The sequence below is a fragment of the Arthrobacter sp. K5 genome (assembly GCF_040448525.1).
GTDB classification, from domain to species: domain Bacteria; phylum Actinomycetota; class Actinomycetes; order Actinomycetales; family Micrococcaceae; genus Arthrobacter; species Arthrobacter globiformis.
Genome location: NZ_CP159279.1, coordinates 1295415 through 1320481 on the forward strand (window position 1 = coordinate 1295415; position 25067 = coordinate 1320481).

At 66.3% G+C, this 25067-nt stretch carries 23 protein-coding genes and 1 riboswitch; of the genes, 12 read left to right on the forward strand and 11 right to left on the reverse strand.

What is annotated here, in order from left to right:
• Positions 1–50: 50 nt before the first annotated feature.
• The 3 genes from ABRP34_RS05790 to ABRP34_RS05800 form a co-directional block, all read right to left on the reverse strand.
• The gene (locus tag ABRP34_RS05790) at positions 51–479 is read right to left on the reverse strand and encodes an HIT family protein (protein ID WP_003804824.1); all 429 of its coding nucleotides are present in this window, start codon (positions 477–479) and stop codon (positions 51–53) included.
• The gene (locus ABRP34_RS05795) at positions 476–1630 is read right to left on the reverse strand and encodes an NAD(P)-dependent alcohol dehydrogenase (protein WP_353712553.1); all 1155 of its coding nucleotides are present in this window, start codon (positions 1628–1630) and stop codon (positions 476–478) included. The genes ABRP34_RS05790 and ABRP34_RS05795 overlap by 4 nt, the downstream gene beginning before the upstream one ends.
• A gap of 121 nt (positions 1631–1751) precedes the next feature.
• The gene (locus tag ABRP34_RS05800; RefSeq protein WP_353712554.1) at positions 1752–2582 is read right to left on the reverse strand and encodes a sulfurtransferase; all 831 of its coding nucleotides are present in this window, start codon (positions 2580–2582) and stop codon (positions 1752–1754) included.
• A 78-nt stretch (positions 2583–2660) separates the two neighbouring features.
• Here ABRP34_RS05800 and ABRP34_RS05805 point away from each other — a divergent pair, with 78 nt between their 5' ends.
• Positions 2661–3743, forward strand: a complete 1083-nt coding sequence (locus tag ABRP34_RS05805) for a PLP-dependent cysteine synthase family protein (RefSeq protein ID WP_353712555.1) — start codon at positions 2661–2663, stop codon at positions 3741–3743.
• On the opposite strand, the gene ABRP34_RS05810 is transcribed toward ABRP34_RS05805, so the two are convergent.
• A complete protein-coding gene (locus ABRP34_RS05810) occupies positions 3740–4396 on the reverse strand; it encodes an MBL fold metallo-hydrolase (protein ID WP_353712556.1) in 657 nt (218 codons plus the stop codon). The two genes, ABRP34_RS05805 and ABRP34_RS05810, sit on opposite strands and share 4 nt — an antisense overlap.
• Before the next feature lie 94 nt (positions 4397–4490).
• Here ABRP34_RS05810 and ABRP34_RS05815 point away from each other — a divergent pair, with 94 nt between their 5' ends.
• On the forward strand, positions 4491–4955 hold the full coding sequence (locus ABRP34_RS05815; protein ID WP_353712557.1) for a Fur family transcriptional regulator: 465 nt from the start codon (positions 4491–4493) through the stop codon (positions 4953–4955).
• Positions 4956–4970: 15 nt separating this feature from the next.
• Here ABRP34_RS05815 and ABRP34_RS05820 read toward each other — a convergent pair whose 3' ends face one another.
• The 5 genes from ABRP34_RS05820 to ABRP34_RS05840 form a co-directional block, all read right to left on the reverse strand.
• Positions 4971–5846: a metal ABC transporter permease gene (locus ABRP34_RS05820; protein WP_003804834.1), complete on the reverse strand. Its 876-nt coding sequence runs from the start codon at positions 5844–5846 to the stop codon at positions 4971–4973.
• Positions 5846–6661, reverse strand: a complete 816-nt coding sequence (locus tag ABRP34_RS05825; RefSeq protein WP_003804835.1) for a metal ABC transporter ATP-binding protein — start codon at positions 6659–6661, stop codon at positions 5846–5848. Before ABRP34_RS05825 ends, ABRP34_RS05820 begins: the two co-directional genes overlap by 1 nt.
• Entirely contained in the window at positions 6658–7629 is a 972-nt protein-coding gene (locus ABRP34_RS05830; RefSeq protein ID WP_353712558.1) for a zinc ABC transporter substrate-binding protein, read from the reverse strand. The genes ABRP34_RS05825 and ABRP34_RS05830 overlap by 4 nt, the downstream gene beginning before the upstream one ends.
• Positions 7630–7757: 128 nt before the next feature.
• The gene (locus ABRP34_RS05835; RefSeq protein WP_003804839.1) at positions 7758–8828 is read right to left on the reverse strand and encodes a hemolysin family protein; all 1071 of its coding nucleotides are present in this window, start codon (positions 8826–8828) and stop codon (positions 7758–7760) included.
• Positions 8825–10321 (reverse strand): hemolysin family protein, encoded by a 1497-nt coding sequence (locus tag ABRP34_RS05840; protein WP_353713313.1) that lies wholly within the window; start codon positions 10319–10321, stop codon positions 8825–8827. The genes ABRP34_RS05835 and ABRP34_RS05840 overlap by 4 nt, the downstream gene beginning before the upstream one ends.
• Before the next feature lie 368 nt (positions 10322–10689).
• Between ABRP34_RS05840 and ABRP34_RS05845 the strand changes: the two genes are divergently transcribed.
• The 4 genes from ABRP34_RS05845 (at position 10690) to ABRP34_RS05860 (ending at position 16783) form a co-directional block, all read left to right on the forward strand.
• Positions 10690–14517: a multifunctional oxoglutarate decarboxylase/oxoglutarate dehydrogenase thiamine pyrophosphate-binding subunit/dihydrolipoyllysine-residue succinyltransferase subunit gene (locus ABRP34_RS05845; RefSeq protein ID WP_353712559.1), complete on the forward strand. Its 3828-nt coding sequence runs from the start codon at positions 10690–10692 to the stop codon at positions 14515–14517.
• Positions 14518–14661: 144 nt separating this feature from the next.
• Positions 14662–15261: a GDSL-type esterase/lipase family protein gene (locus ABRP34_RS05850; RefSeq protein ID WP_003804845.1), complete on the forward strand. Its 600-nt coding sequence runs from the start codon at positions 14662–14664 to the stop codon at positions 15259–15261.
• An 89-nt stretch (positions 15262–15350) separates the two neighbouring features.
• Positions 15351–16178, forward strand: coding sequence for a DUF4097 family beta strand repeat-containing protein (locus tag ABRP34_RS05855; protein ID WP_003804847.1), 828 nt, complete (start codon positions 15351–15353; stop codon positions 16176–16178).
• On the forward strand, positions 16178–16783 hold the full coding sequence (locus ABRP34_RS05860; RefSeq protein WP_353712560.1) for a PadR family transcriptional regulator: 606 nt from the start codon (positions 16178–16180) through the stop codon (positions 16781–16783). Before ABRP34_RS05855 ends, ABRP34_RS05860 begins: the two co-directional genes overlap by 1 nt.
• A gap of 299 nt (positions 16784–17082) precedes the next feature.
• Here the strand turns inward: ABRP34_RS05860 and rsrA are convergent, their stop codons facing one another.
• Positions 17083–17343 (reverse strand): mycothiol system anti-sigma-R factor, encoded by a 261-nt coding sequence (gene rsrA / locus ABRP34_RS05865; protein WP_003804853.1) that lies wholly within the window; start codon positions 17341–17343, stop codon positions 17083–17085.
• Positions 17340–18068 (reverse strand): sigma-70 family RNA polymerase sigma factor, encoded by a 729-nt coding sequence (locus ABRP34_RS05870; RefSeq protein WP_043419650.1) that lies wholly within the window; start codon positions 18066–18068, stop codon positions 17340–17342. The genes rsrA and ABRP34_RS05870 overlap by 4 nt, the downstream gene beginning before the upstream one ends.
• 420 nt (positions 18069–18488) lie before the next feature.
• Between ABRP34_RS05870 and ABRP34_RS05875 the strand changes: the two genes are divergently transcribed.
• The 6 genes from ABRP34_RS05875 (at position 18489) to ABRP34_RS05900 (ending at position 25060) form a co-directional block, all read left to right on the forward strand.
• Positions 18489–19058 carry a DoxX family protein gene (locus ABRP34_RS05875; protein ID WP_003804857.1) on the forward strand — a complete coding sequence of 190 codons (570 nt, stop codon included), beginning with the start codon at positions 18489–18491 and terminating at the stop codon, positions 19056–19058.
• 6 nt (positions 19059–19064) lie between these two features.
• The gene (gene aroA, locus ABRP34_RS05880; RefSeq protein WP_353712561.1) at positions 19065–20486 is read left to right on the forward strand and encodes a 3-phosphoshikimate 1-carboxyvinyltransferase; all 1422 of its coding nucleotides are present in this window, start codon (positions 19065–19067) and stop codon (positions 20484–20486) included.
• A complete protein-coding gene (locus ABRP34_RS05885; RefSeq protein ID WP_353712562.1) occupies positions 20470–21585 on the forward strand; it encodes a ribosome small subunit-dependent GTPase A in 1116 nt (371 codons plus the stop codon). The genes aroA and ABRP34_RS05885 overlap by 17 nt, the downstream gene beginning before the upstream one ends.
• Positions 21586–21651: 66 nt before the next feature.
• The gene (gene hisN, locus ABRP34_RS05890) at positions 21652–22464 is read left to right on the forward strand and encodes a histidinol-phosphatase (RefSeq protein ID WP_003804863.1); all 813 of its coding nucleotides are present in this window, start codon (positions 21652–21654) and stop codon (positions 22462–22464) included.
• A 178-nt stretch (positions 22465–22642) separates the two neighbouring features.
• Positions 22643–22756, forward strand: a riboswitch (SAM riboswitch).
• A 34-nt stretch (positions 22757–22790) separates the two neighbouring features.
• Positions 22791–24197: an aminotransferase class V-fold PLP-dependent enzyme gene (locus ABRP34_RS05895; RefSeq protein ID WP_353712563.1), complete on the forward strand. Its 1407-nt coding sequence runs from the start codon at positions 22791–22793 to the stop codon at positions 24195–24197.
• A gap of 83 nt (positions 24198–24280) precedes the next feature.
• Positions 24281–25060 (forward strand): class I SAM-dependent methyltransferase, encoded by a 780-nt coding sequence (locus ABRP34_RS05900; RefSeq protein ID WP_353712564.1) that lies wholly within the window; start codon positions 24281–24283, stop codon positions 25058–25060.
• Positions 25061–25067 lie beyond the last annotated feature (7 nt).

Consider the following 25067-nt stretch of genomic DNA (forward strand, 5'->3'; position numbering starts at 1 on the left):
TGGAGTCAGTCCGCCTGGGACCGGCGCGACTGGCCGATGTGGATTTCGTCCTAGGCCTCCGGCACGAACTCCCCGTAGCCGGCGTCGCGCAGGCCAGCCCGCAGCTTTTCGGCGTTGGCGTCCAGCCGCGCCGGGTCCGGGTTGTGTTCGGCGGTGGCGAAATTGAATTCCGCCATGCTGTTGGAAGGCCACACATGCACATGCATGTGGTTGATCTCGTAACCAGCCACGATGAGTCCTGCCCGGGCTGCCCCGAACGTGTCCACCTGAACCGCGCCGATGCGCCGCGCCACTTCCATGACCCGGGCCAGGGTCTCAGGCGAGGCGTCCGTCCAGCGGTCCACTTCCTCGGTGGGGACCACCAGTGTGTGCCCGTCAGCCAGCGGACCCATGGTGAGGAACGCGGAGACGTCCGGCTCGCGCCAGACAAACCGGCCAGGGATCTCCCCGTTGAGAATCTTGGTGAACAGCGTGCTCATGCGTCAGCCCTTTCCGACGGTTCCTGCAGCGTGGATGTATCCAGGACAAAACGGTACTTCACATCACCGGCGACCATCCGGTCATAGGCGTCGTTAAGTTGTTCGGCACCAACCAGTTCGATGTCCGAGACGACGCCGTGCTCGGCGCAAAAGTCGAGCATCTCCTGTGTCTCGGCGATACCTCCGATCAGGGAACCCGCATAGGAAATCCGCCTTCTGATCAGCGCCCCGGGATTGACCGGCGGCATGGCCTCGGAGGGCAGCCCCAGCTGGAAGAGGGCCCCGTCCCGGCGCAGGGTCCGCAAAAACGGGTTAAGGTCGTGCGGTGCTGCCACCGTATCGATGATGACGTCGATGCTCCGGTTCTCGGCGGCCATCGCTTCCTCGTTCCGGGAAAGTACTACGTCGTCAGCGCCCAGCTCCAGCGCCGCCGACACTTTGGATTCAGAAGTAGTGAAGACCTTCACCTCGGCGCCCATCGCCTTGGCCAATTTGACGGCCATGTGGCCAAGGCCGCCCAGGCCCACGACGCCGACCACGTGGCCTTTCCGGACACCGAAGTGCCGCAACGGCGAGAAGGTGGTGATGCCTGCGCACAGCAGGGGGGCAGCCGCCGCGGGATCCAGGTTTTCGGGCACCCGCAGGACGTACCGCCGGTCCACCACTACGGATGATGCGTAACCGCCCTGCGTGACGGCATCCCCGTTCCGGGCGTCCTTGGCACCGTACGTCCCGGTCAGGCCGCGTTCACAGTACTGCTCCAGCCCTTCGAGGCAACTCTCGCATTCACGGCAGGAGTCCACCATGCAGCCCACGCCCACCCGGTCCCCCGGCTGAAAATCCTTCACGTCCGAACCGACGCGGCTGACTCTGCCCACAATCTCGTGGCCCGGTACGAGCGGGTAGTTCTGGGTGCCCCACTCTCCCCGTGTGGCGTGAACGTCCGAGTGGCAAAGACCGCAGAACTCAATATCAATTTCGACGTCGTCAGCCTTGGGTGCCCGGCGGGCAACGGTCAGGCGAACCAGGCCGCTCGTGGCAGACGACGCGCCGCGGGCGGCGGCAAGGCGCCCTTCGAGGGGTCCGGCGGCGGTTTCGTCCAGCGGGATCCGCAGGTTCAGCGGCGGGGGTACGGGGCGTCCAGGAGTCATAGGGCGACGCTACCGCGGCTCCCCGGTGACTTCCAATTGCCGGTGCACCGCGTAAGGCGTCGCACCGCGGATTGAGCGTTGCGGAATCAAGCCGGGTTTCGAGAAGCTCAACCACCGCGGATCAGTCGCCCGTGGCCACCGGGCGGGAAGCGTCGTTGGACCATTGGGAGAAGGAGCCGGGGAATAGAACGGCGCTGAATCCGGCGATCTCCAGGGCCGCTACCTCGTGGGAGGCTGTCACGCCGCTGCCGCAGTAGACGGCGGTCGGCGTCGCTGCGTCGACGCCAAGGCTTGCAAAGCGTTCCCGCAGCTTCTCCGCGGGCAGGAAACGGCCGTCGTCGTCAAGGTTCCCGGTGGTGGGGGCGCTAACGGCTCCGGGAATGTGGCCGGCCCGGGGATCCACCGGTTCGACTTCCCCGCGGTACCGTTCTGCGGCGCGTGCATCCAGCAGCACGCCTCTGCCGGCCCAGTCCGCGGCGCCGTCAGCGTCGGTCACCGGCATGCCGCCGCCCGCAAGAGTCACGTCTCCGGCGTCCGGCTGCACTTCGCCGCCCTCCACGGGCAGCCCGGCCGCGCGCCAGGCGGCAAGGCCGCCGTCGAGCAGGTAAACAGTGCGCACGCCGGCATTCCGCAGCATCCACCACAGCCGCGCGGCGGAAGTGCTGCCGGCATCGTCATAGGCGACCACGACGTCGCCATCACAAATTCCCCAGGACCGGGCCGCTTCCTGGAAGCGGGCCGGCGAAGGCAACGGGTGGCGCCCGCGGCCCGGATCTGCGGGCTCCGCCAGCTGGGTGGGCAGGTCCACGTACACTGCGCCCGGTATGTGCTCTTTCAGGTAGTGGCTGTGACCCTCCGGATCTCCGAGCGCCCAGCGGACGTCCAGCACCACGGTCCGCTGACCGGCTGCCATCCGCTCGTTCAGCCCGGCCACGTCAATGAGGGTATCCATCTGTCCAACTCTAGCCCCGGCTGGCCCCGCCGGTAGGCTGATCCAGTGAGCAGGCAATTCAGTGAACGGGAAGCTTAAGTGAACAGCGCGGGGATCCGGGAACGGGCATGGGCGGACGAGGCTGTCCGCAAAATCAACGCGGAAAACAACCGCTCGGCAGACACGCACCTGTATTCGGTGCCGCTGCCTGAACACTGGGGCGTCCAGCTGTACCTCAAGGATGAATCCACGCACCGTTCCGGAAGCCTGAAACACCGGCTGGCCCGTTCCCTCTTCCTGTTCGGGCTGGTGAACGGATGGATCCACGAGGGCACCACCATCGTGGAAGCGTCCAGCGGCAGTACCGCCGTTTCCGAGGCCTACTTCGCCCAGCTCCTGGGCCTGCCGTTCATCGCCGTGATGACCCGCACCACCAGCCCGGAGAAGATCGCCCTGATCGAACAGTTCGGCGGCGCCTGCCTCCTGGTGGACCATGCCTCAGAGGTGTACGCGGCAGCCGCCGAGGTTGCCGCCACGAGCGGCGGCCACTACATGGACCAGTTCACCTACGCCGAACGCGCCACGGACTGGCGCGGCAACAACAACATTGCCGAGTCCATCTTTGAGCAGCTGGCGCTCGAGGAGCACCCGGTCCCCCGCTGGATCGTGGTGGGAGCCGGCACCGGCGGAACCAGCGCCACGATCGGCCGCTACCTCCGCTACCACCGCCACGCCACCTCCCTGGCGGTGGTCGATCCGGAGAATTCCGCATTCTATCCCGGGTGGCGGAGCGGTGCTGCCGACTTCAGCACCGGCCTGCCGTCCCGGATCGAAGGGATCGGCCGGCCCCGCATGGAGCCAAGCTTCGTCCCCTCGGTCATCGACCACATGATCCAGGTTCCCGACGCCGCCTCGGTCGCAGCCATGCGGCACCTGCACACGCTGGCGGGGCTGCACGCCGGGCCGTCCACGGGCACCAACCTCTGGGGTGTCTGGCAGCTCGTGGCACAGATGGTGGCGGACGGGGAACGCGGCAGCGTGGTGTCCCTGATGTGCGACGGCGGTGACCGGTACGCCGGCAGCCACTACAGTCCTGCGTGGCTGGCGGCCCAGGGACTGGATCCGCAGCCACACGAGGACACGCTGAAGGCCTTCTTCGAGACGGGTCTCTGGCGGCCCTAAAGCTCCACGGAGTCGCGGGCGGACAGATGGGTGTATTCGGTGCCGTACCTAGCCCCGATCCGCTTGACATGGCCCTCCACCAGGCCGAGGCCGGTGTCGTTCAACAGGCCGTCGTGAATGGCGTATGCCCGCTCAGCACGGACGCCGATCACGAAGTCCACGACCTCGCTGACCTTGTTCCACGGGGCATGGACCGGGACCAGGAGGGTGCGCACGCTGATGCCGTCCGGGATGATGAACGAGTCACCCGGATGGTAGACGTCCTCGTCCACGAGGTAGCCGATGTTGGCGACCACGGGAATCTGGGGGTGAATCAGCGCGTGCTGGCCGCCGAAGCTGCGGACCGCGAAGCCTGCGGCGTCAAAGGCAGTCCCCGGCTCCACGGCATGCACCCGGTCCGCCGCGTCCGGCGCCTCCTTGCGCACGTTCTGCGCCACGCCCTCTGGCGCGAAAAGCTCCAGCCCTCCGTTGCCATTAAGGGCAGCGGCCACGGCCGGGACATCGATGTGGTCGGCGTGCTCGTGCGTGATGAGGACGGCGTGTGCGCCCTCCAGCGCCTCGGCGGTTTCGGAGAAGGTCCCCGGATCCAGGACCAGCACCCGGCCGTCCTTTTCGAGCCGGACACAGGCATGCGTGTATTTTGTCAGCTTCATGAAGCCAGCCTAGGGACGGGCCCGGGCAGTGTCCACGCGGCTCGACTGGTAACGTTAAGGCTTGCCATTACCCGAAAGAAAAGCGAGTTCATCCATGCCACAACGCGCCAGCGCTGACGGCAGACCACAGGCACCTTCGACGGCGGCCGGCGGGAAAGAGCAACGCGTCACCAAGCAGCGGATTGCTGTCAGCGCCGCCCTGGACGAACTCAATGACTTCGTGAGCACCCAGGAGCTGTACCGGATACTCCAGAACAAGGGTGTATCGGTTTCCCTGGCCACCGCCTACCGGATCCTGCAGTCGCTGGCTGACGAGGAACTCGTGGACGTGCTGCGCAACGGTGACGGCGAGGCCGTGTACCGCCGCTGCACGGTGACGGTGCACCACCACCATCTCCTGTGCCGCAACTGCGGCAAGGCTGTGGAAGTGGAGGCCCCCGCCGTCGAGACCTGGGCTGCGCGGACCGCGCAGGAGCACGGCTTCACGGAAGTGGCCCACACAGTGGAGATCTACGGTCTCTGCCCCGCCTGCTCCGCACGCAAGGCCGCAGCGCAGTAACGCTACATTCCCTGTTTAGGCGGTCCGCATGACCCGCCCGTTGAGGCCGCGCTTGGCGCGGATGCTGCCGATGACCCTGCACACGACGTAGATCAGGAACGACAGCGTGGTGACGTAGGGGCTGATGGGGATGCGGCCGCCGAGGGCGAGCAGTATTCCTCCCACCGTCGCCGAAACAGCGAACACCACGCTCAGCAGCACCACGAGGCGCGGCGAGGACGTCACCCGCAGGGCCGCAGCCGCGGGCGTGATCAGCAGGGCAAGAACCAGCAGGGCGCCCACGATCTGGATTGACAGCGCAACGCTGACGCCGAGGAGCACCATGAAAACCAGGGCGAGCGACCGCACGGGAACACCGCGGGCCTCGGCCAGCTCGGGATCGACGCTGGCGAAGCTCAGCGGGCGCCAAATGACGCACAGCGCCGCCATGACGGCCACCGCGGTCCCCGCCAGGACCTGAAGCTGGACGGTGTCCACCGACACAATCTGCCCCGTGAGAAGTCCGAACTTGTTGGCGGCCCTGCCCTCGTAGAGCGACAGGAAAAGAATCCCGAGCCCCAGGCCAAAGGGCATGATCACGCCGATAATGGAGTTCTTGTCCCGCGCCCGCACACCCATGAGCCCGAGCAGCAGCGCAGCCGCCACGGACCCCACCAGGGAGCCGAACACCACATCGGTGCCGATCAGGAGCGCGAAGGCAGCGCCGGCGAACGACAGCTCGGAAATTCCGTGAACGGCAAACGCCAGGTCGCGCTTCATCACGAAGGTCCCCACGAGGCCGCCGAGGAGTCCAAGCACAGCCCCGGCCCACAGGGAGTTCTGCACCAACAGCAGCAATTCGCCGTAGTTCTCAAAATTGAACACCGATTGCAGGATCGATTCCAGATCCATCAGGAACCCTCCCCCGCAGTGGCGTGCGCGTCGTCGTGGTGGTGTGTGGTGGCGTCGGGAAGACCGACGACGACGATCCGGCCGTTGGCATGGATCACTTCCACGTTGCTGTCATAAAGGTCGGAAAGGACCTCGGTGGTCATGACCTCGTGCGGCGTTCCCACACTGAACCTGCCGCCGGCCAGGTACAGGACCCGGTCCACGTAGTCGATGATCGGATTGATCTCGTGGGTCACGAACACCACGGCGCTCTTCCGGTCATGGCACTGCTTGTTGATGAGTGCGCTGACGGCCTGCTGGTGGTGCAGGTCCAGCGACAGGAGCGGCTCGTCGCACAGCAGCACTTTCGGGTCGGTGGCAAGTGCCTGGGCCACGCGCAGGCGCTGCTGCTCACCGCCGGACAGTTGCCCGACGGGCACCTTTGCATAGTCGCTGGCCCCAACGAGCTCCAGCAGTTCGTCAATTCTGCGGTTGGCCTTGGCGGTGCCGAGCCGGATGCCCCAGCGATGCCCGTCGACGCCGAGACCCACCAGGTCGCGGGCGCGCATGGGTGTGTCGGGAAGGAAAGGCTTCTGCTGCGGGATGTAGCCGATCATGTGGCTGCCCCGCTCCACGGGGTGACCGCCGAGGCTAGCCTGGCCGGAGTGCAGCTCCTGCAGCCCCAGCAGGACTTTGAGGAAGCTGGTCTTGCCACTGCCGTTGGGCCCCAGCACCGCGAAGAACTCCCCCGGGTTGATGTCCAGGTTCAGGTCTTCCCAGAGGGCACGCCGGCCGAACTTCAGCGACGCCTGCTTCAGGCTGATGACTGGGTTCAACGCTGGCTCTTCAGCGAGTTGCTGACGTTGTCCACGTTGTCCGCCATCCATTCCAGGTAGGTCTTGCCGTCGGGAAGCGTTTCGGTGAAGTTCACCACCGGCGTGCCCGCGGCACTGGCCGCGTTTTTCACGGCCAGCGTCTGCGGGCCTTCCGTCTGCTCGTTGTAGGCGAGGAAACTCGTGTCCTTTGAGGCGACTGTCGCGGTGGCCGCCTTCAGGACTGCAGGCGGAACGTCGGCGCCCTCCTCGACGGCGGCCGTGTACTCGGCCGGGGTCCGGTTCTCCAGTCCGGCTGCTTCCAGCAGGTAGAGCGGAACCGGTTCGGTCACGGCGACGCCGGCGCCGCCATGTGAGGTCTTCATTGCGGAAATCTTACTCTCCAGCTTCGCGAGCCCGGCCTTGAACGCATCGGCGTTGGCGGTGAACTTGTTGGCGGAGGCGGAATCGAGGGCGCCGAGCCTGGCTGCCACGGCATCGGCAAGGTGCGACATGGCGTCAAAGTTGTACCAGACGTGTTCGTTAAAGTCGCCGTGGTCATGGGAATGCCCGTCCTCCGCGTGGGCGGAGGCGGTGCCCGCAGCCTCCGGGGCCAGGCCGGACACTTCCACGGCGCTGATGATGTTCTCGTGGGGCACGTTGCTGTCGTCCGCCAGGGTGTGGATGAAGTCGTCGTAGCCACCCCCGTTTTCCAGCACCAGCTTGGCCTTGGACACCGCCAGCCGGTCCTGGGCGTTGGCTTCGTAGGAGTGCGGATCCTGGCTTGGACGGGAGATGATGGCCGCGACGTTGACCCTGTCCCCGCCGATCGCCTCAACGATGTCCCCGTAGACATTTGTCGACGTGACGACGGCGATGCGGCCCTTGGCGTCTTCGCCTGCAGTCTCGGCCGCCGGAGAACCACAGCCGGTGAGGAGCAGGCCGAAGCCGGCCAGGGCGGCGGTAAAGGAAATGCGGGCGTTGACAGGCACGGATAAACCTCGGTTCTGGACGGGTCAGGTTGCGGGGAGGAGCAACCCCAAGTCGAGTGTAGCGCTAAATGGGAATGATTCCTATTTAGAACTAACGGCGGCAAGTGGTGCCGGCGGTACCCTACCGGCTATCCGCCGTCGGGCCTGCCCAGCCGCCGGATGCCCTTGGCTTGGGTGGCATCCCTGATCTCCCCCACGAGCTGCTCGATCACGTCCTCCAGGAACAGCACGCCCTCCGTCTGGCCGCCCGGCCCGATGACGCGCGCCAGATGCGAGCCGGAGCGCTGCATGACGGACATCGCCTTTTCGATCTCGTCGTCCCGCGAAAGGTTGGCCAGGGACCGGATGCGGCTTTCCGCGATCGGTTTCTCGTAACCGGACTCCGGGATGGCGAGCACGTCCTTGATGTGGAGGTAGCCGGCCAGCATGCTGTCGTCGTCCAGCATCGGGAACCGGGAAAATCCGGTGCGGCTGACAGCTTTTTCAAACTCCAGCGGGGAGGTTGAGGACTTCAGCATGACCAGCCGTTCCAGCGGAACCATGACATCGCTGGCGGTGTGCTCCGAAAATTCCAGGGCACCGGTGATCAGGCCGGCGTCGTCATCCACCAGTCCGTGCCGCGTTGACTCCTGAACGATGGACTGCACCTCCTCCAGCGTGAACGTGGAACTGACCTCGTCCTTGGGCTCGATGCGCATCAGCTTCAGGATGTGGTTCGCGGACCAGTTCAGCGCGGTGATGACCGGATTCACTATCCTTGCAATGAACATCAGCGGCGGAGCCAGGAGCAGCGCCGCCTTGTCGGCGACGGACACGGAGATGTTCTTGGGCACCATCTCGCCGAACGTCACATGCAGGAACGTCACCAGCATCAGGGCCACAGCGAACGCCGAGACGTCGGCAATTTCCGTCGGCACGCCCAGCCCGGCAAGGGGCACCGCGAGCAAATGGTGGATGGCCGGCTCCGCCACCAGCAGGATCAGCAGCGAGCACACGGTGATTCCCAGTTGCGCGCACGCCAGCATCAGCGAGACGTTCTCCATGGCCCGAAGGGTGGTCTGCGCACGCAGTACGCCCTGGTCCGCCAGTGGCTCAATCTGGCTCCGGCGTGCGGACATGACGGCGAACTCCGCGGCCACGAAGAAAGCGTTGCCCAGGAGCAGCAGCACCAGCCAGATCAGTCCTGCCCAGTCACTCATGCCCGGCCGCCGTTCCGGGAGTTGCCGTTCCGGGAGTTGCCGTTCCCGGACCTGCCGTTTCCGGGCCCTCCGTTGGTGGCCGGGCCGCGCCTCGGCTGGCCGTGTGGTGACGGGTTCTTTCTGGCTGCACCGTTGACGGATGCATGCTCAGCAGCGGTACTCCCGGACGGTTGGTCCACGGCGGGACCGGCGTCCGGTTCCCGGTGCGGCCGGAAACAGATCCGGTCGATGCGCCGGCCGTCCATCCTGGTGACGCTGAGCGTTCCGCCGCCCGCCTCCACCACGTCCCCCACCTCGGGGATCCGGCCAAGCTCGCTCATGACGTACCCGCCCACCGTCTCGTACGCGGCCTCGTCGGGAACGGTCAGGCCCGGAATCTGTTCTGAGAGCTCGTCGGGCCGCATCAGGCCCGGAAAGTACCAGTCACCGGAAGCGCTTTGCAGCAGCCCAGGCCGGACCTTGTCATGCTCGTCGGCCACTTCGCCCACGATTTCCTCGACCAGGTCCTCCAGCGTGGCGATCCCGGCAGTTCCGCCGTACTCGTCCAGCACCACGGCAAGCTGGAGGTTCCCCTCCCGCAGTTCGGCAAGCAGGGCGTCGAGGTGGATGGTCTCCGGCACCCTGAGGACGTCCGTCATGATGGCGCCCGCCTCAAGCTTTCGCCGGCGGTTCGGTGGGACCGCGATGGCCTTCTTGACGTGCACCAGCCCGCGGATGTCGTCCGTCGACTCCCCGATGACGGGGAAGCGCGAATATCCGCTGCGGCGGGCGGCATCGATGATGTCCGAAACCGGCTGGTCGGCATCGATGGTTTCGACGCGGATGCGCGGAGTCATCACGTCAGCCGCAGTGCGGCCGGAGAAGTTCAGCGTGCGGGCAATGAAGTTGGCCGTCCCAGGGTCGAGCGTGCCCATGGCTGCGGACCGGCGCACCAGGGAGGCGAGCTCCGCCGGCGTGCGGGCACCGGAAATCTCCTCCTTGGCCTCCAGCCCGAAGACGTTCAGGACCCTGTTGGAAAAACCGTTCAGGACCACGATGGCAGGCTTGAAAATGGTGGTGAAGATCAGCTGCGGTCGCGCAAGGGTGCGGCCGATGCGGAATGCGAGGGCAATGGCCATGTTTTTGGGAACGAGCTCGCCCAGGAGCATGGACAGTCCGGTCGCGATCACCATCGCGACCACCAGGGAAACGGAACCGGCCACAGGCTCCGGGATGCCGGCGGCGGCAAGAGGCACCTCAAGCAGCGCCCCCACGGACGGCTCCATGACGTACCCCGTCAACAGGGTGGTCATGGTGATGCCGAGCTGGCAGCTGGACAGCTGCGTGGACAGGGACTTCAGGCACTTGAGCAGCGGCACTGCCGCGGTGTCGCCGTCGTCAACGGCACGCTGCACCGTGGGCTGGTCCAGTGCAATAAGGGAAAATTCGACGGCGACGAAAAAGCCGGTTCCGAGGATGAGCAGCAGGCCGGCGGCGACAAGGAGCCACTCGATCATGGGCGAAAGCCCCCGGGCCGGCACCTGGATTTACCGTCCATGGCACCAATATTCACTGTCCATAAGGATTGCAGTCTACAGGAGCGACGTGCCGCCAGAGAGGACAGAAGTTGCTCATCCCACCCGTCCGGAACCGGTGTCCGCGCAGGGCGGAAAGGACACTGTTCGGGCCACGTTGGGACGGCTGTTTCGCCATAAATCGGACGGTACATGATTTGGGTCACGCTTATTGGCAGTTAACCCGGAACGGTCACTAGACTGGCAAAGGTCTGGGTTCATAGGACACAGAAACTGGTTCGATTGTTGTGCCGTGGCACCGAAGGCGACCAGAGGGAAATCAAACTCATGGAAGAGGCGTATTTCAAGTGCCAGAGCAGCCTAGCCACCGTCTGCCAGAGGAATTTGGTGGAAACGAGTGGCTCGTTGACGAACTGTACGAGCGTTACCAACAGGACAAGAATACGGTCGATGCCAAATGGTGGCCCCTGTTCGAATCATTTGACAGCGGCAACGGTCCATCTTCCAACGGCGTGCCGGCAGCAACGGCTCCGGCGGCCAACCCGGCTACCCGCGAACTGCCCGTAGTCACTCCCCCGGCGCCCGCGAAGGCACCGGCATCCGCTACTCCCGCGGCCCAGGCGCCCGCGGCAGCTCCGGCACCGGCGCCGGCAGCAGCCCCCGCCCAGCCCGCACCCGCCAAAAAGGCCCCGGCCACGGTGGCCCGCGACGGCGCGAAGAAGACCGAGGCGGGCACCGGCGCCCAGCCTATCCCGGCCCAGTTGCCGAAGAACGTGAAGGCTCCGACCGCGCCCGAGGAAGACGTCGTGTCCGTCCTTCGCGGCCCGGCCAAGGCCATTGCGTCGAACATGGTCACGAGCCTTGAGGTGCCCACCGCCACCAGCGTCAGGGCAGTTCCGGCCAAGCTCCTGATCGACAACCGGGTTGTCATCAACTCCAACCTGGCCCGCGCACGCGGCGGCAAGGTCTCCTTCACCCACCTCATCGGCTACGCCGTTGTCCGGGCGCTGTCCCAGTTCCCGTCCATGAACGTGTACTACGACGAGGTCGACGGCAAGCCTGTGGCGGTCCAGCCGGCACACGTGAACTTCGGCATCGCCATTGACATGCCCAAGCCCGACGGCACCCGCCTTCTGATGGTTCCCAACATCAAGAAGGCCGAAACCATGAACTTCGCGGAGTTCTGGCACACCTATGAAGATCTCATCAAGCGTGCCCGCAACGGCAAGCTGACGGCGGACGACCACGCCGGCACCACCGTGTCGCTGACCAACCCGGGTGGCATCGGCACCGTGCACTCCGTGCCCCGGCTGTCGAAGGGCCAGGCCGCCATCATCGGCGTCGGCGCCCTCGACTACCCGGCCGAATGGCAGGGCGCGAGCGAGAAGATCATCGCCCAGAACGCCATCAGCAAGATCCTCACCCTGACCTCCACCTATGACCACCGCGTCATCCAGGGTGCCGGCAGCGGCGAATTCCTCAAGCTCGTCCACTCGCTGCTCCTCGGCGCGCAGGACTTCTACGACGAAATCTTCGAGGCCCTGCGCATTCCGTACGAGCCCGTGCGCTGGAGCCCGGATCTGCAGGTGGACCCGTCCGACCAGATCAACAAGGTCGCCCGGATCCAGCAGCTGATCCACTCCTACCGCGTTCGCGGCCACCTGATGGCGGACACCGATCCCCTCGAGTACGTCCAGCGCAAGCACCCCGACCTCGACGTGCTCACCTACGGCCTGACCCTGTGGGACCTCGACCGCGAGTGGCCCACGGGCGGCTTCGGCGGCAAGCCGATGCTCAAGTTCCGCGACATCCTTGGCGTGCTCCGGGACGCCTACTGCCGCACCACGGGCATCGAATACATGCACATCCAGGACCCGGCCGAGCGCAAATGGTTCCAGGACCAGCTGGAGCACCCGTACTCCAAGCCGAGCCGCGACGAGCAGCTGCGCATCGTCTCCAAGCTGAACGCTGCAGAGGCCTTCGAGACGTTCCTGCAGACCAAGTTCGTGGGCCAGAAGCGCTTCTCGCTTGAGGGCGGCGAATCGCTGATTCCGCTGCTGGACGCCATCATCTCCGATGCTGCCGACGACGCACTGGACGAGGTTGCCATCGGCATGGCCCACCGCGGCCGCCTGAACGTGCTGACCAACATCGCCGGCAAGACCTACGCCCAGGTGTTCCGCGAGTTCGAAGGCACCCAGGACCCGCGCTCCGTGCAGGGCTCCGGCGACGTCAAGTACCACCTCGGCACCGAAGGCACGTTCACGTCGGACAATGGCAAGGAGACCAAGGTCTACCTCGCCGCCAACCCGTCCCACCTCGAGGCCGTGGATTCGGTCCTGGAGGGCATCGTCCGCGCCAAGCAGGACCGCCTGGACCAGGGACAGTCCTTTCCCGTGCTGCCCATCATGGTTCACGGTGACGCAGCGTTCGCCGGCCAGGGTGTTGTGGCGGAAACGCTCAACCTGTCCCAGCTTCGCGGCTACCGCACCGGCGGAACCATCCACATCGTGGTCAACAACCAGGTCGGCTTCACCACTGCGCCGTCCTCCTCGCGTTCGTCCACGTACTCCACGGACGTCGCCAAGATGATCCAGGCTCCGGTGTTCCACGTGAACGGCGACGACCCCGAGGCAGTGGTCCGCATCGGCCAGCTCGCCTACGAGTTCCGCCAGCGGTTCCACAAGGACGTCGTCATCGACATGGTCTGCTACCGCCGCCGCGGGCACAACGAGGGAGACGACCCCTCGATGACGCAGCCGCTGATGTACAACCTCATCGAGGCCAAGCGGTCCGTGCGCAAGCTCTACACCGAGTCCCTGATCGGCCGTGGTGACATCACCGAGGAAGAAGCCGAGCAGCTGCTCCGCGACTACCAGGAACGCCTTGAGCGCGTCTTCGCCGAAACCCACGCGGCCCAGACCTCGCCCATTCCAATCATCACCGCCGACTCGGCAGCGGTCTCGGACATCGAGCGCCCCCACGCACAGCAGTCGGACATCGGAACGAATGCCCCGGTGTCGACCGCGATCTCGGCCGACACCCTGGCCCGCATCGGCAAGGCGCACGTTGAGATCCCCGAAGGCTTCACGGTCCACGCCAAGCTCAAGCAGCTGCTGGAGAAGCGCGAACAGATGTCCCGTGAAGGCGGCATCGACTGGGGCTTCGGCGAAATCGCCGCGTTCGGCTCCCTGATCATGGAGGGCGTGCCCGTACGCCTTGCCGGCCAGGATTCCCGCCGCGGCACGTTCGTCCAGCGCCACGCCGTGTTCCACGACCGCGCCAACGGCAACGAGTGGCTGCCGCTCGGCAACCTGTCGGACAACCAGGCCAAGCTCTGGATCTACGACTCCCTGCTGTCCGAATACGCGGCCATGGGCTTCGAATACGGCTACTCTGTGGAGCGCCCCGACGCCTTGGTCCTGTGGGAAGCGCAGTTCGGCGACTTCGTCAACGGCGCGCAGACCATCATCGATGAGTTCATCTCGTCCGCCGAGCAGAAGTGGGGCCAGCGTTCGTCGCTCGTGCTGATGCTTCCGCACGGCTACGAGGGACAGGGCCCGGACCACTCCTCCGCCCGCATCGAGCGCTTCCTGCAGCTGTGCGCCGAGGAAAACATCATCGTCGCTAACCCGACGACGGCGGCCTCGCACTTCCACCTGTTGCGCCGCCAGGCCTACAGCCGGCCCCGCAAGCCGCTCATCATCTTCACGCCGAAGCAGCTCCTGCGCCTCAAGGCCGCTGCCTCGTCCGTGGAGGACTTCACCACCGGCGGTTTCCGCCCGGTGATCGGTGAGCACGAGGCGCTGAGGGCGGAGGACGTTGACCGCGTACTCCTGGTCTCCGGACGCCTGTACTACGACCTGCTGTCCACGCGGCAGAAGACGGGCGACAAGTCGACGGCGATCATCCGCGTCGAGCAGCTGTACCCGCTGCCGCAGGCGGAGATCGAAGCCGAACTGGCCAAGTACCCGAACGCCGAAGTTGTGTGGGCGCAGGACGAGCCCGCCAACCAGGGTCCGTGGCCGTTCATGGGCCTGCACCTGCCGACCGCCCTCGACCGGAAGGTGCGCCTGGTTTCACGCCCGGCCTCAGCTTCCACCGCGGCGGGCTCCATGAAGCGCCACGCTGTGGAGCAGGACGCGCTGCTGAAGCAGGCTTTCGCCCGTAAGTAGCAGAACAGCTGCCCGGCCGGACGGTGACATACCGTTCCAGCCGGGCAGTTCTGTTTAATCGGCGTGAGTTAATGGACCTTTAGTGTTGGCCATGCATACGGTCCGTATCCGGGACACGCCCTCCCAACAAGTGAAGAGGTAGTAGTGGAAGACAGGAAGCTGCGGATTGCAGCTGTTGGAGATGAACTGCTCGCCGGGCTCGGCGATCCCCGGGCGCTGGGGTGGCTTGGCCGGGTCCTCGCCCGCACTCCCCAAGACGGCGTCACGGTGGAGAGCTTTTCGCTTCCGTGCCCGCAGGAAGGCACCGAGGGCCTGTCGGCACGCTGGCTCGAGGAGGCCGGCCGCAGGTTCAGCGACGCTCACGAGAACCGCCTGGTCATCGGGCTTTCCGGCCGGGACATTGAGTTCGGGCTGTCGACTGCCCGGAGCCGGCTCAATCTCGCCAACATCCTGGATTCCGCCACCCAGAAGCGGCTGGAGGTCTTCGTCGTGGGTCCGCCGCCCACGCTGGACCCGGTGCAGAACCGCCGTTTGGGTGAGCTGAACACCGCCTTTGCCGATGTCACCACCCGGCGCAAGCACCTCTACGTCGACACATTTTCACCGCTGCTCAATCATGAGCAATGGCGCCAGGACCTCGCGGCCAACGGCGGCACCCCCGGGCAGGCGGGCTACGGGCTGATGGCATGGCTGGTCCTGCACCGGGGCTGGTTCCAATGGCTCGGGATGGACACCCCGGACTAGAAAAACCACTCACGATATATCTTGATCTTCCGGCGACAACGGACTAGCGTGGCTTCCACGGACACGATATATCGCAAGTGGAGGGGATTATGGAAGAGAATTCCTGGACCGTCACCGGCCCGCAGACCATGGACGTCGACGGCGTCTCGCACCTGAAAGTGGGCATTGTCCGCGGCAGGCTGGACATCGTCACGCACGAGGAGGCCGTGGTCCGCATCGAGGTGTCGGAGGTGCAGGGTGATCCGCTGGCGATCTCCGTGGCCGGCGGCCGCCTCGAAATCCGCCACCAGCTGCACGGACCGCAGGGCTGGTTCAAGAACCTGATGAATTCGGTCAGCAACAGCAGCAACAACTCCCTGGTCATCAGCATCGCCCTCCCTGCCGGCGTCGACGTCGAGGCGGGCACTGTCAGCGGGGACGGACTGGTTTCGGGCATCCACGGACGGACCCGGCTGAGCACCGTGACGGGATCCCTGCTGGCCGACGGGACCTCCGGTGAGCTGCACGTCAACACCGTCAGCGGCGAAGTAATCGCCCGAAACCACAATGGCGTCCTGACGGCCAAGAGCGTCTCGGGCGAGGTCACGGCGTCCGGCGACTTCACCAACATCCGGGCCAACACTGTCAGCGGCGACATGAGCTTTGACCTGCGCGGCTTCACCCACGACTTCGGCGCGAACTCGGTGTCCGGGGACCTGACCGTCCGCGTACCGCACGACGTCGGGGTGGACATCGTGGCCCAGTCCGCCAGCGGGCCAGTGGTCATCGACGACCGGAAGTACGGCCACCCCGGCGGCAAGGTGCAGACCATCTCGGGACCGGACACCAAACTCATGCTGGTCCGGACCAACTCGGTATCCGGGAAGACGTCCATCTTCCACGGCCAGGCGCCGGCCACCGCAGAACAGGCGCTCTGATGCCTCCCGTCTTTGCCCATGGCGCGCTCCGGCTCTATCTGCTGGCGCTCCTTGAGGCCGGGCCGAAGCACGGGTATGAGCTCATCAAGGCGCTCAGCGACCGGTTCGGCGGCACCTACTCCCCCAGTGCCGGCACCATCTATCCGCGTCTGGGCAAACTGGAGGAGGAAGGCCTGGTGGCGACGGAATCCCAGGGGCGCCGCACCAACTACCGCATCACGGCCGCGGGCCTGGCCGAACTGGACAGCCGGCGCGAGGAACTGGAACACGTAGAGAACGACATCGCGGCATCCGTCCGCCGGCTGGCCGATGACCTCCGCGCCGATATCCGCAGCAACATGCGCGGACTGCGCGCGGACCTGGCGGCCACAGCGGAAGCGGCACGCACAGCCGCCAGATCGGCGGACCTGGCCGGCCAGGGCCGCTACACTTCCGAGGGGCAGCGCATGCTCATGGAGGCCGAGATGCTCCTTCAGGCGTTCCGCGATGACATGCGCACCGAGCTGCGCCTGCAGACCAGCGCCCGGCCCATGACGCCGGTGGCCCTGGAAACGGTGCGGACTGTCCTGGACCAGGCCCGGGTCTCGATCCGCAACTCGCTGTAGGGCAGGACACACCGCTGCAAGGCCCTGCCGTGCCCGCCGCGTCTCCCTGCCCCCCAAACTGCCCCCGGTTCGCGGCCTGTCCCCTGATATGGGAGACTGGAGGGCAACTCTTTTGGGTAACGAAATTAAGGAGGCCAGCTATGAGCAAGCGTGCACGTAAGCGTCGTGACCGTAAGCGTGGCGGCGCGAACCACGGGAAGCGCCCCAACACCTAAGCCACGGCTTGAACCGAAGCTTAAACGCGATGCCCCCGCTACCAGCAAGGTAGCGGGGGCATCGCGTTTACGTCAGGAATGCCGTCAGGCCTCCACCGGCCGGATGGCGTGGATCCGGTCCAGAATCGCGTTCTTAAGGTTTTCCGGCGCCGCCTCGGTACAGGAGCGCTTCACCACTTTCCGGATGACGCACTCAAGATCGTACTGCTGCGCGCATTCCGGGCACTCGTCAAGGTGGTGCTTGATCTCCGCAAGGTCGCTGCGGGTCAAAGCTCCGTCCAGATACTCGTAGATGCGCTGCATCCTTGTGTCATCGCAATCGCCCAATCCCTGGCAGTCGCTCATTTCCCGTTCTCCTGTTTGTTGCTTTCCGTTGCCGCCGTGGCGTCTGCAGCAGCCCTGAATCCCCGGTCGGCGGCGTAGTCCGCCAGCATGTCCCGCAGCATCTTCCGTCCCCGGTGGAGCCGGGACATCACAGTGCCGATGGGGGTGTTCATGATGTCCGAAATTTCCTTGTACGCGAAGCCCTCGACGTCGGCGAAGTACACGGCCAGCCGGAACTCCTCCGGGATGGCCTGCAGCGCCCGCTTGACGTCCGAATCCGGCAGGTGGTCCAAAGCCTCGGCCTCCGCGGACCGCAGGCCGCTGGAGGTGTGGGACTCGGCACGGGCAAGCTGCCAGTCCTCGATGGTGTCCGAATTGGACTGCAGGGGTTCCCGCTGCCGCTTCCGGTACAGGTTGATGTAAGTGTTCGTCAGGATCCTGTACAGCCAGGCCTTCAGGTTGGTACCCGGCTTGTACTGATGGAACGCCGAGAACGCCTTGGTATAGGCCTCCTGCACGAGGTCCTCGGCATCGGCCGGGTTCCGCGCCATGCGCATGGCCGCTGAATACAGCTGGTCCACGTATTGCATGGCGTCGCGCTCAAACCGGGCCCGGCGCGCTTCCGCGTCCTCCGAGCCCACGTCGATATCCTCTGCCGCATCAGCGGCGCGTGACGTGCCATTATCCGGGATGCCGTTGGCGGCATCCTCCTGTGTGGCCTGTAAGGCCGGATCCACGGTGCTCATTGCCTTCAAGTCTACTTTGACCGGCGCCGGCCGCCCCTGACGGCGTGGCGCACCGTAGTCCGTGCCGGGGAAGCCGTCGCCCGGGAAGGCACGCCCTGCCTCAAGCGCGTCGGTTTCAGGCACCACAAACGGCCCCATCCTGGCGGGACTTCGCACCCCCACAGCTTCCTTCACCAAAGTCAATGCTCCATCTCCACTCCGCCTAGTAAGGCCCGCGTTCGAGGTACGGTCCGCGCTCTTGACGGTTCCGGCCATGCCCCAGCCGCCGCTACGTGCCGGAAACCGCACAGGACACCGTCCACAGGCTGCTTCCGGTCTGAAGAGCACAACGGCGTGCGGTGGGCAAATATTCCGCAAAAGTGCAAGACTAGAACCGACTCCGCCGCGGCCACCGCGGCTCGGCCATCCAGGAGGAAATTCATGTCCGTTGTCCGCTTTTTTGCCCGGCCGATGCTGGCCTCAAGTTTCATCCTCGCCGGAACGGACAAGCTTAGGAATGCGGACGACACCGCGCAGCAGCTGTCGCCCCTCCTGCGCCGTGCCTCTGAGGCCCTGCCGTTCCAGACGGACGAAAAGGTTCTGGCACGCATCATCGGCGGAACGCAGGTGGGTGCCGGCGTCCTCTTCGCGCTCGGCAAGTCTGCGCGGCTGGCGGCCTCGGTGCTGGCCGTCATCTCGGCACTGAACGCCTTCGTTGAATGGCGCAGCGCCGACATCAGCAGCAAGGAGGGCCGGGAAGCCCGCCGCAACCAGCTGCTCAAGAACATCACTCTCACCGGCGGTGTGCTGCTCGCCTCTGTGGACACAGCCGGCAAGCCCGGCCTGGCCTGGCGCGCAGAGCACCTCGCCGCCGACGCACGGAAGACCGCGACCCACTTCGCCGCGGATGCGCGCAAGACCACCGGCAAGAAGCTGCACACTGCCGACAAGGCCGTCCGCAGGGCCGACAGGGCAGTCCGCAAGGCTGTTGACCACGCGGTGGGGGCATAAGCAAGAATGACGGCATCACCCATGGGCGCGTCCGCTGAAGCCTCCGGCGCTGCTCCGCACTGGCCTGCACCGTTTGCGGAGCAGCCGGTTGACGCGACGGTCCGCGTGCCGGGCTCAAAGTCGCTGACCAACAGGTACCTCGTGCTCGCCGCGCTGGCCGACGGGCCGTCCCGGCTCCGGGCACCGCTGCATTCCCGTGACTCAGCCCTGATGATCGCAGCCCTGCGCCAGCTGGGCGCGGACATCCGGGAGGTGCCGGGCGATGGCGCCTTCGGCCCGGACCTGGAGGTGACGCCGGTTCCGGGCAACTCCAGCGGTGACGACGTCGCCATCGACTGCGGCCTTGCCGGAACGGTGATGAGGTTTGTTCCGCCGATGGCGGCACTGCGCCGCGGCGCAACCGTTTTCGACGGCGATCCGCACGCCCGGGAGCGTCCGATGGGGACTATCATTGAGGCGCTTGCAGGGCTCGGCGTAACTGTCAGCGGAGAGGACGGCGGAATGCCGGCTTCGCTGCCGTTCCGCGTTGAAGGCACGGGGCAGGTCCGCGGCGGGCACCTCGTCATCGACGCCAGCGCGTCCTCCCAGTTTGTCTCCGCCCTGCTGCTGGTGGGAGCGCGGTTCACGGAAGGACTGCATCTGGAACATTCCGGCAGCACCGTGCCGAGCCTGGACCACATCAACATGACTGTTGCCGTGCTGCGCGGGGCGGGCGTGGTGGTGGACGACTCCACGCCCAACCACTGGATTGTCAGCCCCGGCCCGATCCGTGCGTTCGACCAGCGCATCGAACAGGACCTGTCCAACGCCGGCCCGTTCCTAGCCGCTGCCCTCGCAACAGGCGGCACAGTGCGGATTCCGGACTGGCCCGAACACACCACGCAGGTCGGTGACATGTGGCGCATCATCCTCAAAGACCTGGGTGCTGCGGTGACCCTGCAGGACGGCACCCTGACGGTGACCGGCGGCAGTGAAATCAAAGGCGCTGATTTCGCCGAAACCAGTGAGCTGGCACCCACCGTCGCGGCACTGTGCGCGCTGGCCTCCGGCCCTTCGCGGCTGAGCGGCATCGCCCATCTGCGGGGACACGAGACGGACCGGCTCGCCGCGCTTGTCACGGAGATCAACCGCCTCGGCGGCGATGCCGAGGAAACCGCCGATGGCCTCATCATCCGGCCATCGGAACTGCACGGCGGCGTCGTGCACAGCTACGCCGACCACCGGATGGCCACCGCCGGGGCCATTCTCGGCCTGGCGGTCAGGGGTGTCGAAGTGCAGGACATCGCCACGACATCCAAGACCATGCCGGACTTCCCCCAGCTGTGGGCGGACATGCTCGGCCAGCGGAGCAGTGCTGTCACCGACACGGCAGCGCCTGACACTGCAAGGGCCAACATTGCGGGGACCGCCGGTGGCCCGCAGCACTGATTCCTGGGATGAATCCGACGTCCGGATCCGGCCGAACAAAAAAGGTTCCCGCCCCCGGACGAAGGACCGCCCCAGCCATGAGGACGCCGTCACGGGGCGGATCATCACCGTTGACCGGGGCCGTTACACAGCAGTCGTAGGCGAGGACTCCGGGCACGAGCGGACGGTCATCGCCGCCCGCGCCCGGGAGCTGCGCCGCTCCCCCGTGGTGGCCGGCGACTTCGTGTCCCTCGTGGGCGACGTCTCCGGCGACCCGGACACCCTCGCCCGCCTCGTGAAAATCCAGGACCGCAAGACCCTGCTGCGCCGCAGCGCCGATGACACCGACCCGGTGGAACGCGCTGTTGTTGCCAACGCGGACCAGCTGGTGGTGGTGGTTGCTGCCGCAAATCCGGAACCCCGCACCGGCTTCATCGACCGGGCGCTGGTGGCAGCCTACGACGCCGGGATCGAACCACTGCTGCTGGTCACCAAGGCGGACGTCAAAGATCCCACCGAATTGCTCGACAACTACCGCCACCTCGACTTTCCGGTCATCATCAGCCGCACGGCTGACTCGGAAGCATCCGGAATCGACGCCCGGTCCGACGACGGCCTCTCCGCCCGGCTCGACGTTGCCGCGGTGTCCGAACTCCGCGCCCATCTGGACGGCAAGGTGACCGTGATGCTGGGCCATTCCGGCGTCGGAAAATCCACCATGGTCAATGCGCTGACGGGGGCCGAACGTGCCACCGGCGGCGTCAACGCCGTGACGGGCCGCGGACGGCACACGTCGTCGTCGGCCCTCGCGCTCAAGCTCGCTGACGCCCCGGCCGGGAGCTGGATCATCGACACGCCGGGCATCCGCTCGTTCGGGCTGGCCCACGTCGACCCGGACCGCATCCTGCACTCCTTCCCCGACCTTGAGCCGGGCACTGAGGCCTGCGAACGCGGCTGCAAGCACGACGCCACCGCCGTCAACTGCGGCGTGGATGCGTGGGTCGCGGCAGGCCATGCCGGGCCCACCGGAGCAGCCAGGCTGGCGTCCCTGCGCCGCCTGCTGGGCACCGACCCGCGCATGGAGGCCCAGGAAACCAAGGAACTCGGCAGCGTCGGCTAGCCTTCCCCGGCGCAGCCCGGCCCCCGCCTCCCCGCCCCGCCGGGCCTTTGAGGGTAGTTTGGAACCATGACCCAACCCGCTTCAACCTACAACGATGACCTGCGTCTGGCCCATGTGCTGGCCGATTCCGTGGACGACCAGACCATGAGCCGGTTCAAGGCGCTGGACCTCCAGATCGAGACGAAGCCGGATCTGACGCCGGTCACCGATGCGGACAAGGCCGCCGAGGAGTCCATCCGCGGCCAGCTGTCCCGCTCCCGTCCCCGCGACGCCGTGCTCGGTGAGGAGTTCGGAAGTTCCGGCCACGGTTCCCGCCGCTGGATCATCGACCCCATCGACGGCACCAAGAACTTTGTCCGCGGGGTGCCGGTCTGGGCCACCCTGATCGCCCTCGTCGACGAGGGCGAACCCGTGGTGGGCGTGGTCAGCGCGCCTGCGCTGGGCAAGCGCTGGTGGGCGGCCAAGGGCGCCGGCGCCTACTCGGGCCGTTCCCTCGCCGCCGCCACGAGGCTCAAGGTATCCAACGTGTCCAGCCTCGCTGATGCCTCATTGTCCTACTCCAGCCTCGGGGGCTGGAAGGACCGCGGCAACCTCGATGAGTTCCTCCAGCTCACCGAGGACGTGTGGCGCACCCGCGCCTTCGGCGATTTCTGGTCCTACTGCATGGTGGCAGAAGGCGCGGTGGACATCGCCTGCGAACCGGAGCTGAACCTTTATGACATGGCGGCACTGGTGCCGATCGTGACGGAGGCAGGCGGGCGTTTCACCTCGCTCGAAGGCACCGACGGCCCGTTCGGCGGCAACGCTCTGGCGACCAACTCGATCCTGCACTCCGAAGTACTGAAGCGCCTGAACCCGCAGCTGGACGATTTGCTCTAGTTCCTGTCTCCTCCCCCGGCGCCTCAGCGCTGAACATTACGACGACGGGCGCCCCCTTTTGGTGGCGCCCGCCGTCGTATATTCGGCCGTAAGCCCGATATCCGGGCTGCGTAATAATCCGCTTAACATTCCTGTCCGGCTTTTTCATCGCCCGCCCGGATGTCCTAGTCTCGTAACAGGTCACGAGTGCCAGCGCTAAACCCCGGTTAGCTGGCCGGCAACCCTCCATTCGCGGTGGGGTGCCCCGGGTGACGACCAGGCCGATCCGGAACGGACCCGGCAAGCGCGGATCCCCGTCACACGGGGTCCTTTCTCAGTGAGGTCCCATGACGACTGCAATCATCTCTTCCACCACCGACGCCGACGTGCTGGACGGCCGATTTGCCGCCGCCGGACGTCCCCTGGCCGCCGTTACCGGCGCAGAAATCCAGGCTCCGCTGATCCAGGGCGGCCACGTCCGCTACGCCAACCTCGATTACGGCGCCTCCGCGCCTGCACTCTCTGTGGTTTCTGCGTACCTCAACGAGATCCTGCCGTACTACGCCAGCGTGCACCGCGGTGCCGGCTATGCCTCGCAGATCAGCACGTCCGTGTACGAGAACTCGCGGAGCATCGTGCGGGAGTTCGTGGGCGGCCGCGCCGATGACGCCGTCATCTTCACCCGGAACACCACCGACTCCCTCAACCTTCTGGCCGGTTGCCTGCCGGTGAAGGAGCACCACCACACCGGTGAAGTGCTGTACCTGGACATCGAGCACCACGCCAACCTGCTGCCGTGGCAGGGCGTGCCGCACCGCAGCGTCGTGGCCTCGGAAACGCTGGAAGCCACCATCAGCAGCCTGCGCACCGAACTTTCGCACGGCGATGTCAGCCTCCTTGCCGTGACCGGCGCCTCCAACGTCACCGGCGAAATCCTTCCCATCCGGCGCCTTGCTGCACTGGCCCATGAATACGGCGCCCGGATAGTGGTGGACGCCGCCCAGCTGGCGCCGCACCGCCGAATCAACATCGCCGCGGACGACGTCGATTACCTCGCCTTCTCCGGCCACAAGCTCTACGCCCCTTTCGGGGCCGGCGTCCTGATCGGCCGCCCCGACTGGCTCGACGCCGGCACCCCGCACCTCGCCGGAGGCGGCGCCGTGAGCGAGGCCAGGCTCGACGGCGTCAGCTGGGCCACCGGCCCCGCGCGCCACGAGGGCGGCTCACCCAACGTGCTCGGCGCTGCCACCCTGGCCCGGGCAACCCAGGTGATCGCTGCCCTTGATCCGCAGCACTGGCACGCCCATGAGGCCGCCATCCGGTCCTTCCTCGTCGAGGGGCTGCGCAAGATCGACGGCGTCACCGTCCACCAGATCTTCGAGGACAGCGACCCGGACGATGCCATTGGAGTGGTCAACTTCTCCGTGGAGGGTTACGACGCCGGCCTGGTGGCCGCCTACCTGTCGGCCGAACACGGCGTGGGCCTGCGCGACGGCCGCTTCTGCGCGCACCCGCTGCTGAAGCGCCTCGGCCTGCCGTCCGGTTCCCTGCGCGCCAGCTTCGGCGTGGGATCACGGCTCGAGGACGTCCAGCGGCTGCTCGCCGGCATCGAGGAGCTCCGCCGCTCCGGCCTCGGCTGGGACTACGTGGTGGACGCCGGGCGCTGGGTTCCGGCGAACGACACCCGCACCTACCCCGAGTGGGCACCCAACACCCCCGGCACCGCCGGCGCCGCACCCTGCACGCAGGACTGATCTCCACCCCGCCTGCTACGGCGGCGGTCCCCGTACGGTAAATTCGATAGGTAATTTTCGACGTCGGGCTAAGGAGACTGTGCGTGGCACGGGGCGGTCCCAAACTTCATCACGGGCGGCGGCTGGAGCTCGGGCAGAGCTTCCAGGACGGTGGCGAGCACTACCACCGCGTCCGTCCCGGCTACCCAGGCGATTCCGCGGACTGGCTCATCCCAGCCGGGGCCAGCGCTGCCGCCGACATCGGCGCCGGAACCGGTAAATTCACGGCATTGCTGGTGGAACGCGGGCTGAGTGTCAGTGCCGTGGACCCTTCCGTGGATATGCTGGAGCAGCTCGGCCGCACCTACCCCGGGGTTCAAGCCCTGGTGGGAACCGCGGAGGAGACCGGCCTGCCTGAGGGCTCGTTCGACGTCGTCAGCGTTGCCCAGGCGTGGCACTGGTGCGACCCGCTGCGCGCCAGCACCGAGATCTCCCGGATCCTCAGGCCCCACGGGGTGCTGGGCCTGATCTGGAACCAGCTGGACACGTCAGTGCCCTGGGTGCACCGGCTGTCCCGCATCATGCACGCCGGCGACGTCCACAAGCCCGACTTCCGCCCCAAAATCGGCCCGGAATTCACGTCCCTGGAGAGCCATTTAACGCGGTGGGAAGACGCTGTTACTCCGGACGACATCCTCGAACTGGCCAAGTCCCGCAGCTATTACCTCGCGGCCAACGACGCCACCCGCGCCAAGGTGGCCGGCAACCTGAACTGGTACCTGCACGAGCACCTGGGCCATGCCGAGGGTGAACTGCTGCAGCTCCCTTACCTCACCCAGACCTGGCGGGCTGTCAGGGCGGAGGGCCGTGGTGGCAGCAGGTAGGCTTGAA

Bases quoted from the DNA above. Each gene is read 5' to 3' on its own strand.
- ABRP34_RS05815 (WP_353712557.1), top strand. From the start codon at position 4,491: ATGCCACAACGCGCCAGCGCTGACGGCAGACCACAGGCACCTTCGACG.
- rsrA (WP_003804853.1), bottom strand. From the start codon at position 17,343: ATGAGCGACTGCCAGGGATTGGGCGATTGCGATGACACAAGGATGCAG.
- aroA (WP_353712561.1), top strand. From the start codon at position 19,065: ATGACGGCATCACCCATGGGCGCGTCCGCTGAAGCCTCCGGCGCTGCT.
- ABRP34_RS05895 (WP_353712563.1), top strand. From the start codon at position 22,791: ATGACGACTGCAATCATCTCTTCCACCACCGACGCCGACGTGCTGGAC.
- ABRP34_RS05855 (WP_003804847.1), top strand. From the start codon at position 15,351: ATGGAAGAGAATTCCTGGACCGTCACCGGCCCGCAGACCATGGACGTC.
- ABRP34_RS05800 (WP_353712554.1), bottom strand. From the start codon at position 2,582: ATGGATACCCTCATTGACGTGGCCGGGCTGAACGAGCGGATGGCAGCC.
- ABRP34_RS05860 (WP_353712560.1), top strand. From the start codon at position 16,178: ATGCCTCCCGTCTTTGCCCATGGCGCGCTCCGGCTCTATCTGCTGGCG.
- ABRP34_RS05870 (WP_043419650.1), bottom strand. From the start codon at position 18,068: ATGAGCACCGTGGATCCGGCCTTACAGGCCACACAGGAGGATGCCGCC.
- ABRP34_RS05835 (WP_003804839.1), bottom strand. From the start codon at position 8,828: ATGAGTGACTGGGCAGGACTGATCTGGCTGGTGCTGCTGCTCCTGGGC.
- ABRP34_RS05820 (WP_003804834.1), bottom strand. From the start codon at position 5,846: ATGGATCTGGAATCGATCCTGCAATCGGTGTTCAATTTTGAGAACTAC.
- ABRP34_RS05790 (WP_003804824.1), bottom strand. From the start codon at position 479: ATGAGCACGCTGTTCACCAAGATTCTCAACGGGGAGATCCCTGGCCGG.
- ABRP34_RS05875 (WP_003804857.1), top strand. From the start codon at position 18,489: ATGTCCGTTGTCCGCTTTTTTGCCCGGCCGATGCTGGCCTCAAGTTTC.
- ABRP34_RS05810 (WP_353712556.1), bottom strand. From the start codon at position 4,396: ATGAAGCTGACAAAATACACGCATGCCTGTGTCCGGCTCGAAAAGGAC.
- ABRP34_RS05795 (WP_353712553.1), bottom strand. From the start codon at position 1,630: ATGACTCCTGGACGCCCCGTACCCCCGCCGCTGAACCTGCGGATCCCG.
- hisN (WP_003804863.1), top strand. From the start codon at position 21,652: ATGACCCAACCCGCTTCAACCTACAACGATGACCTGCGTCTGGCCCAT.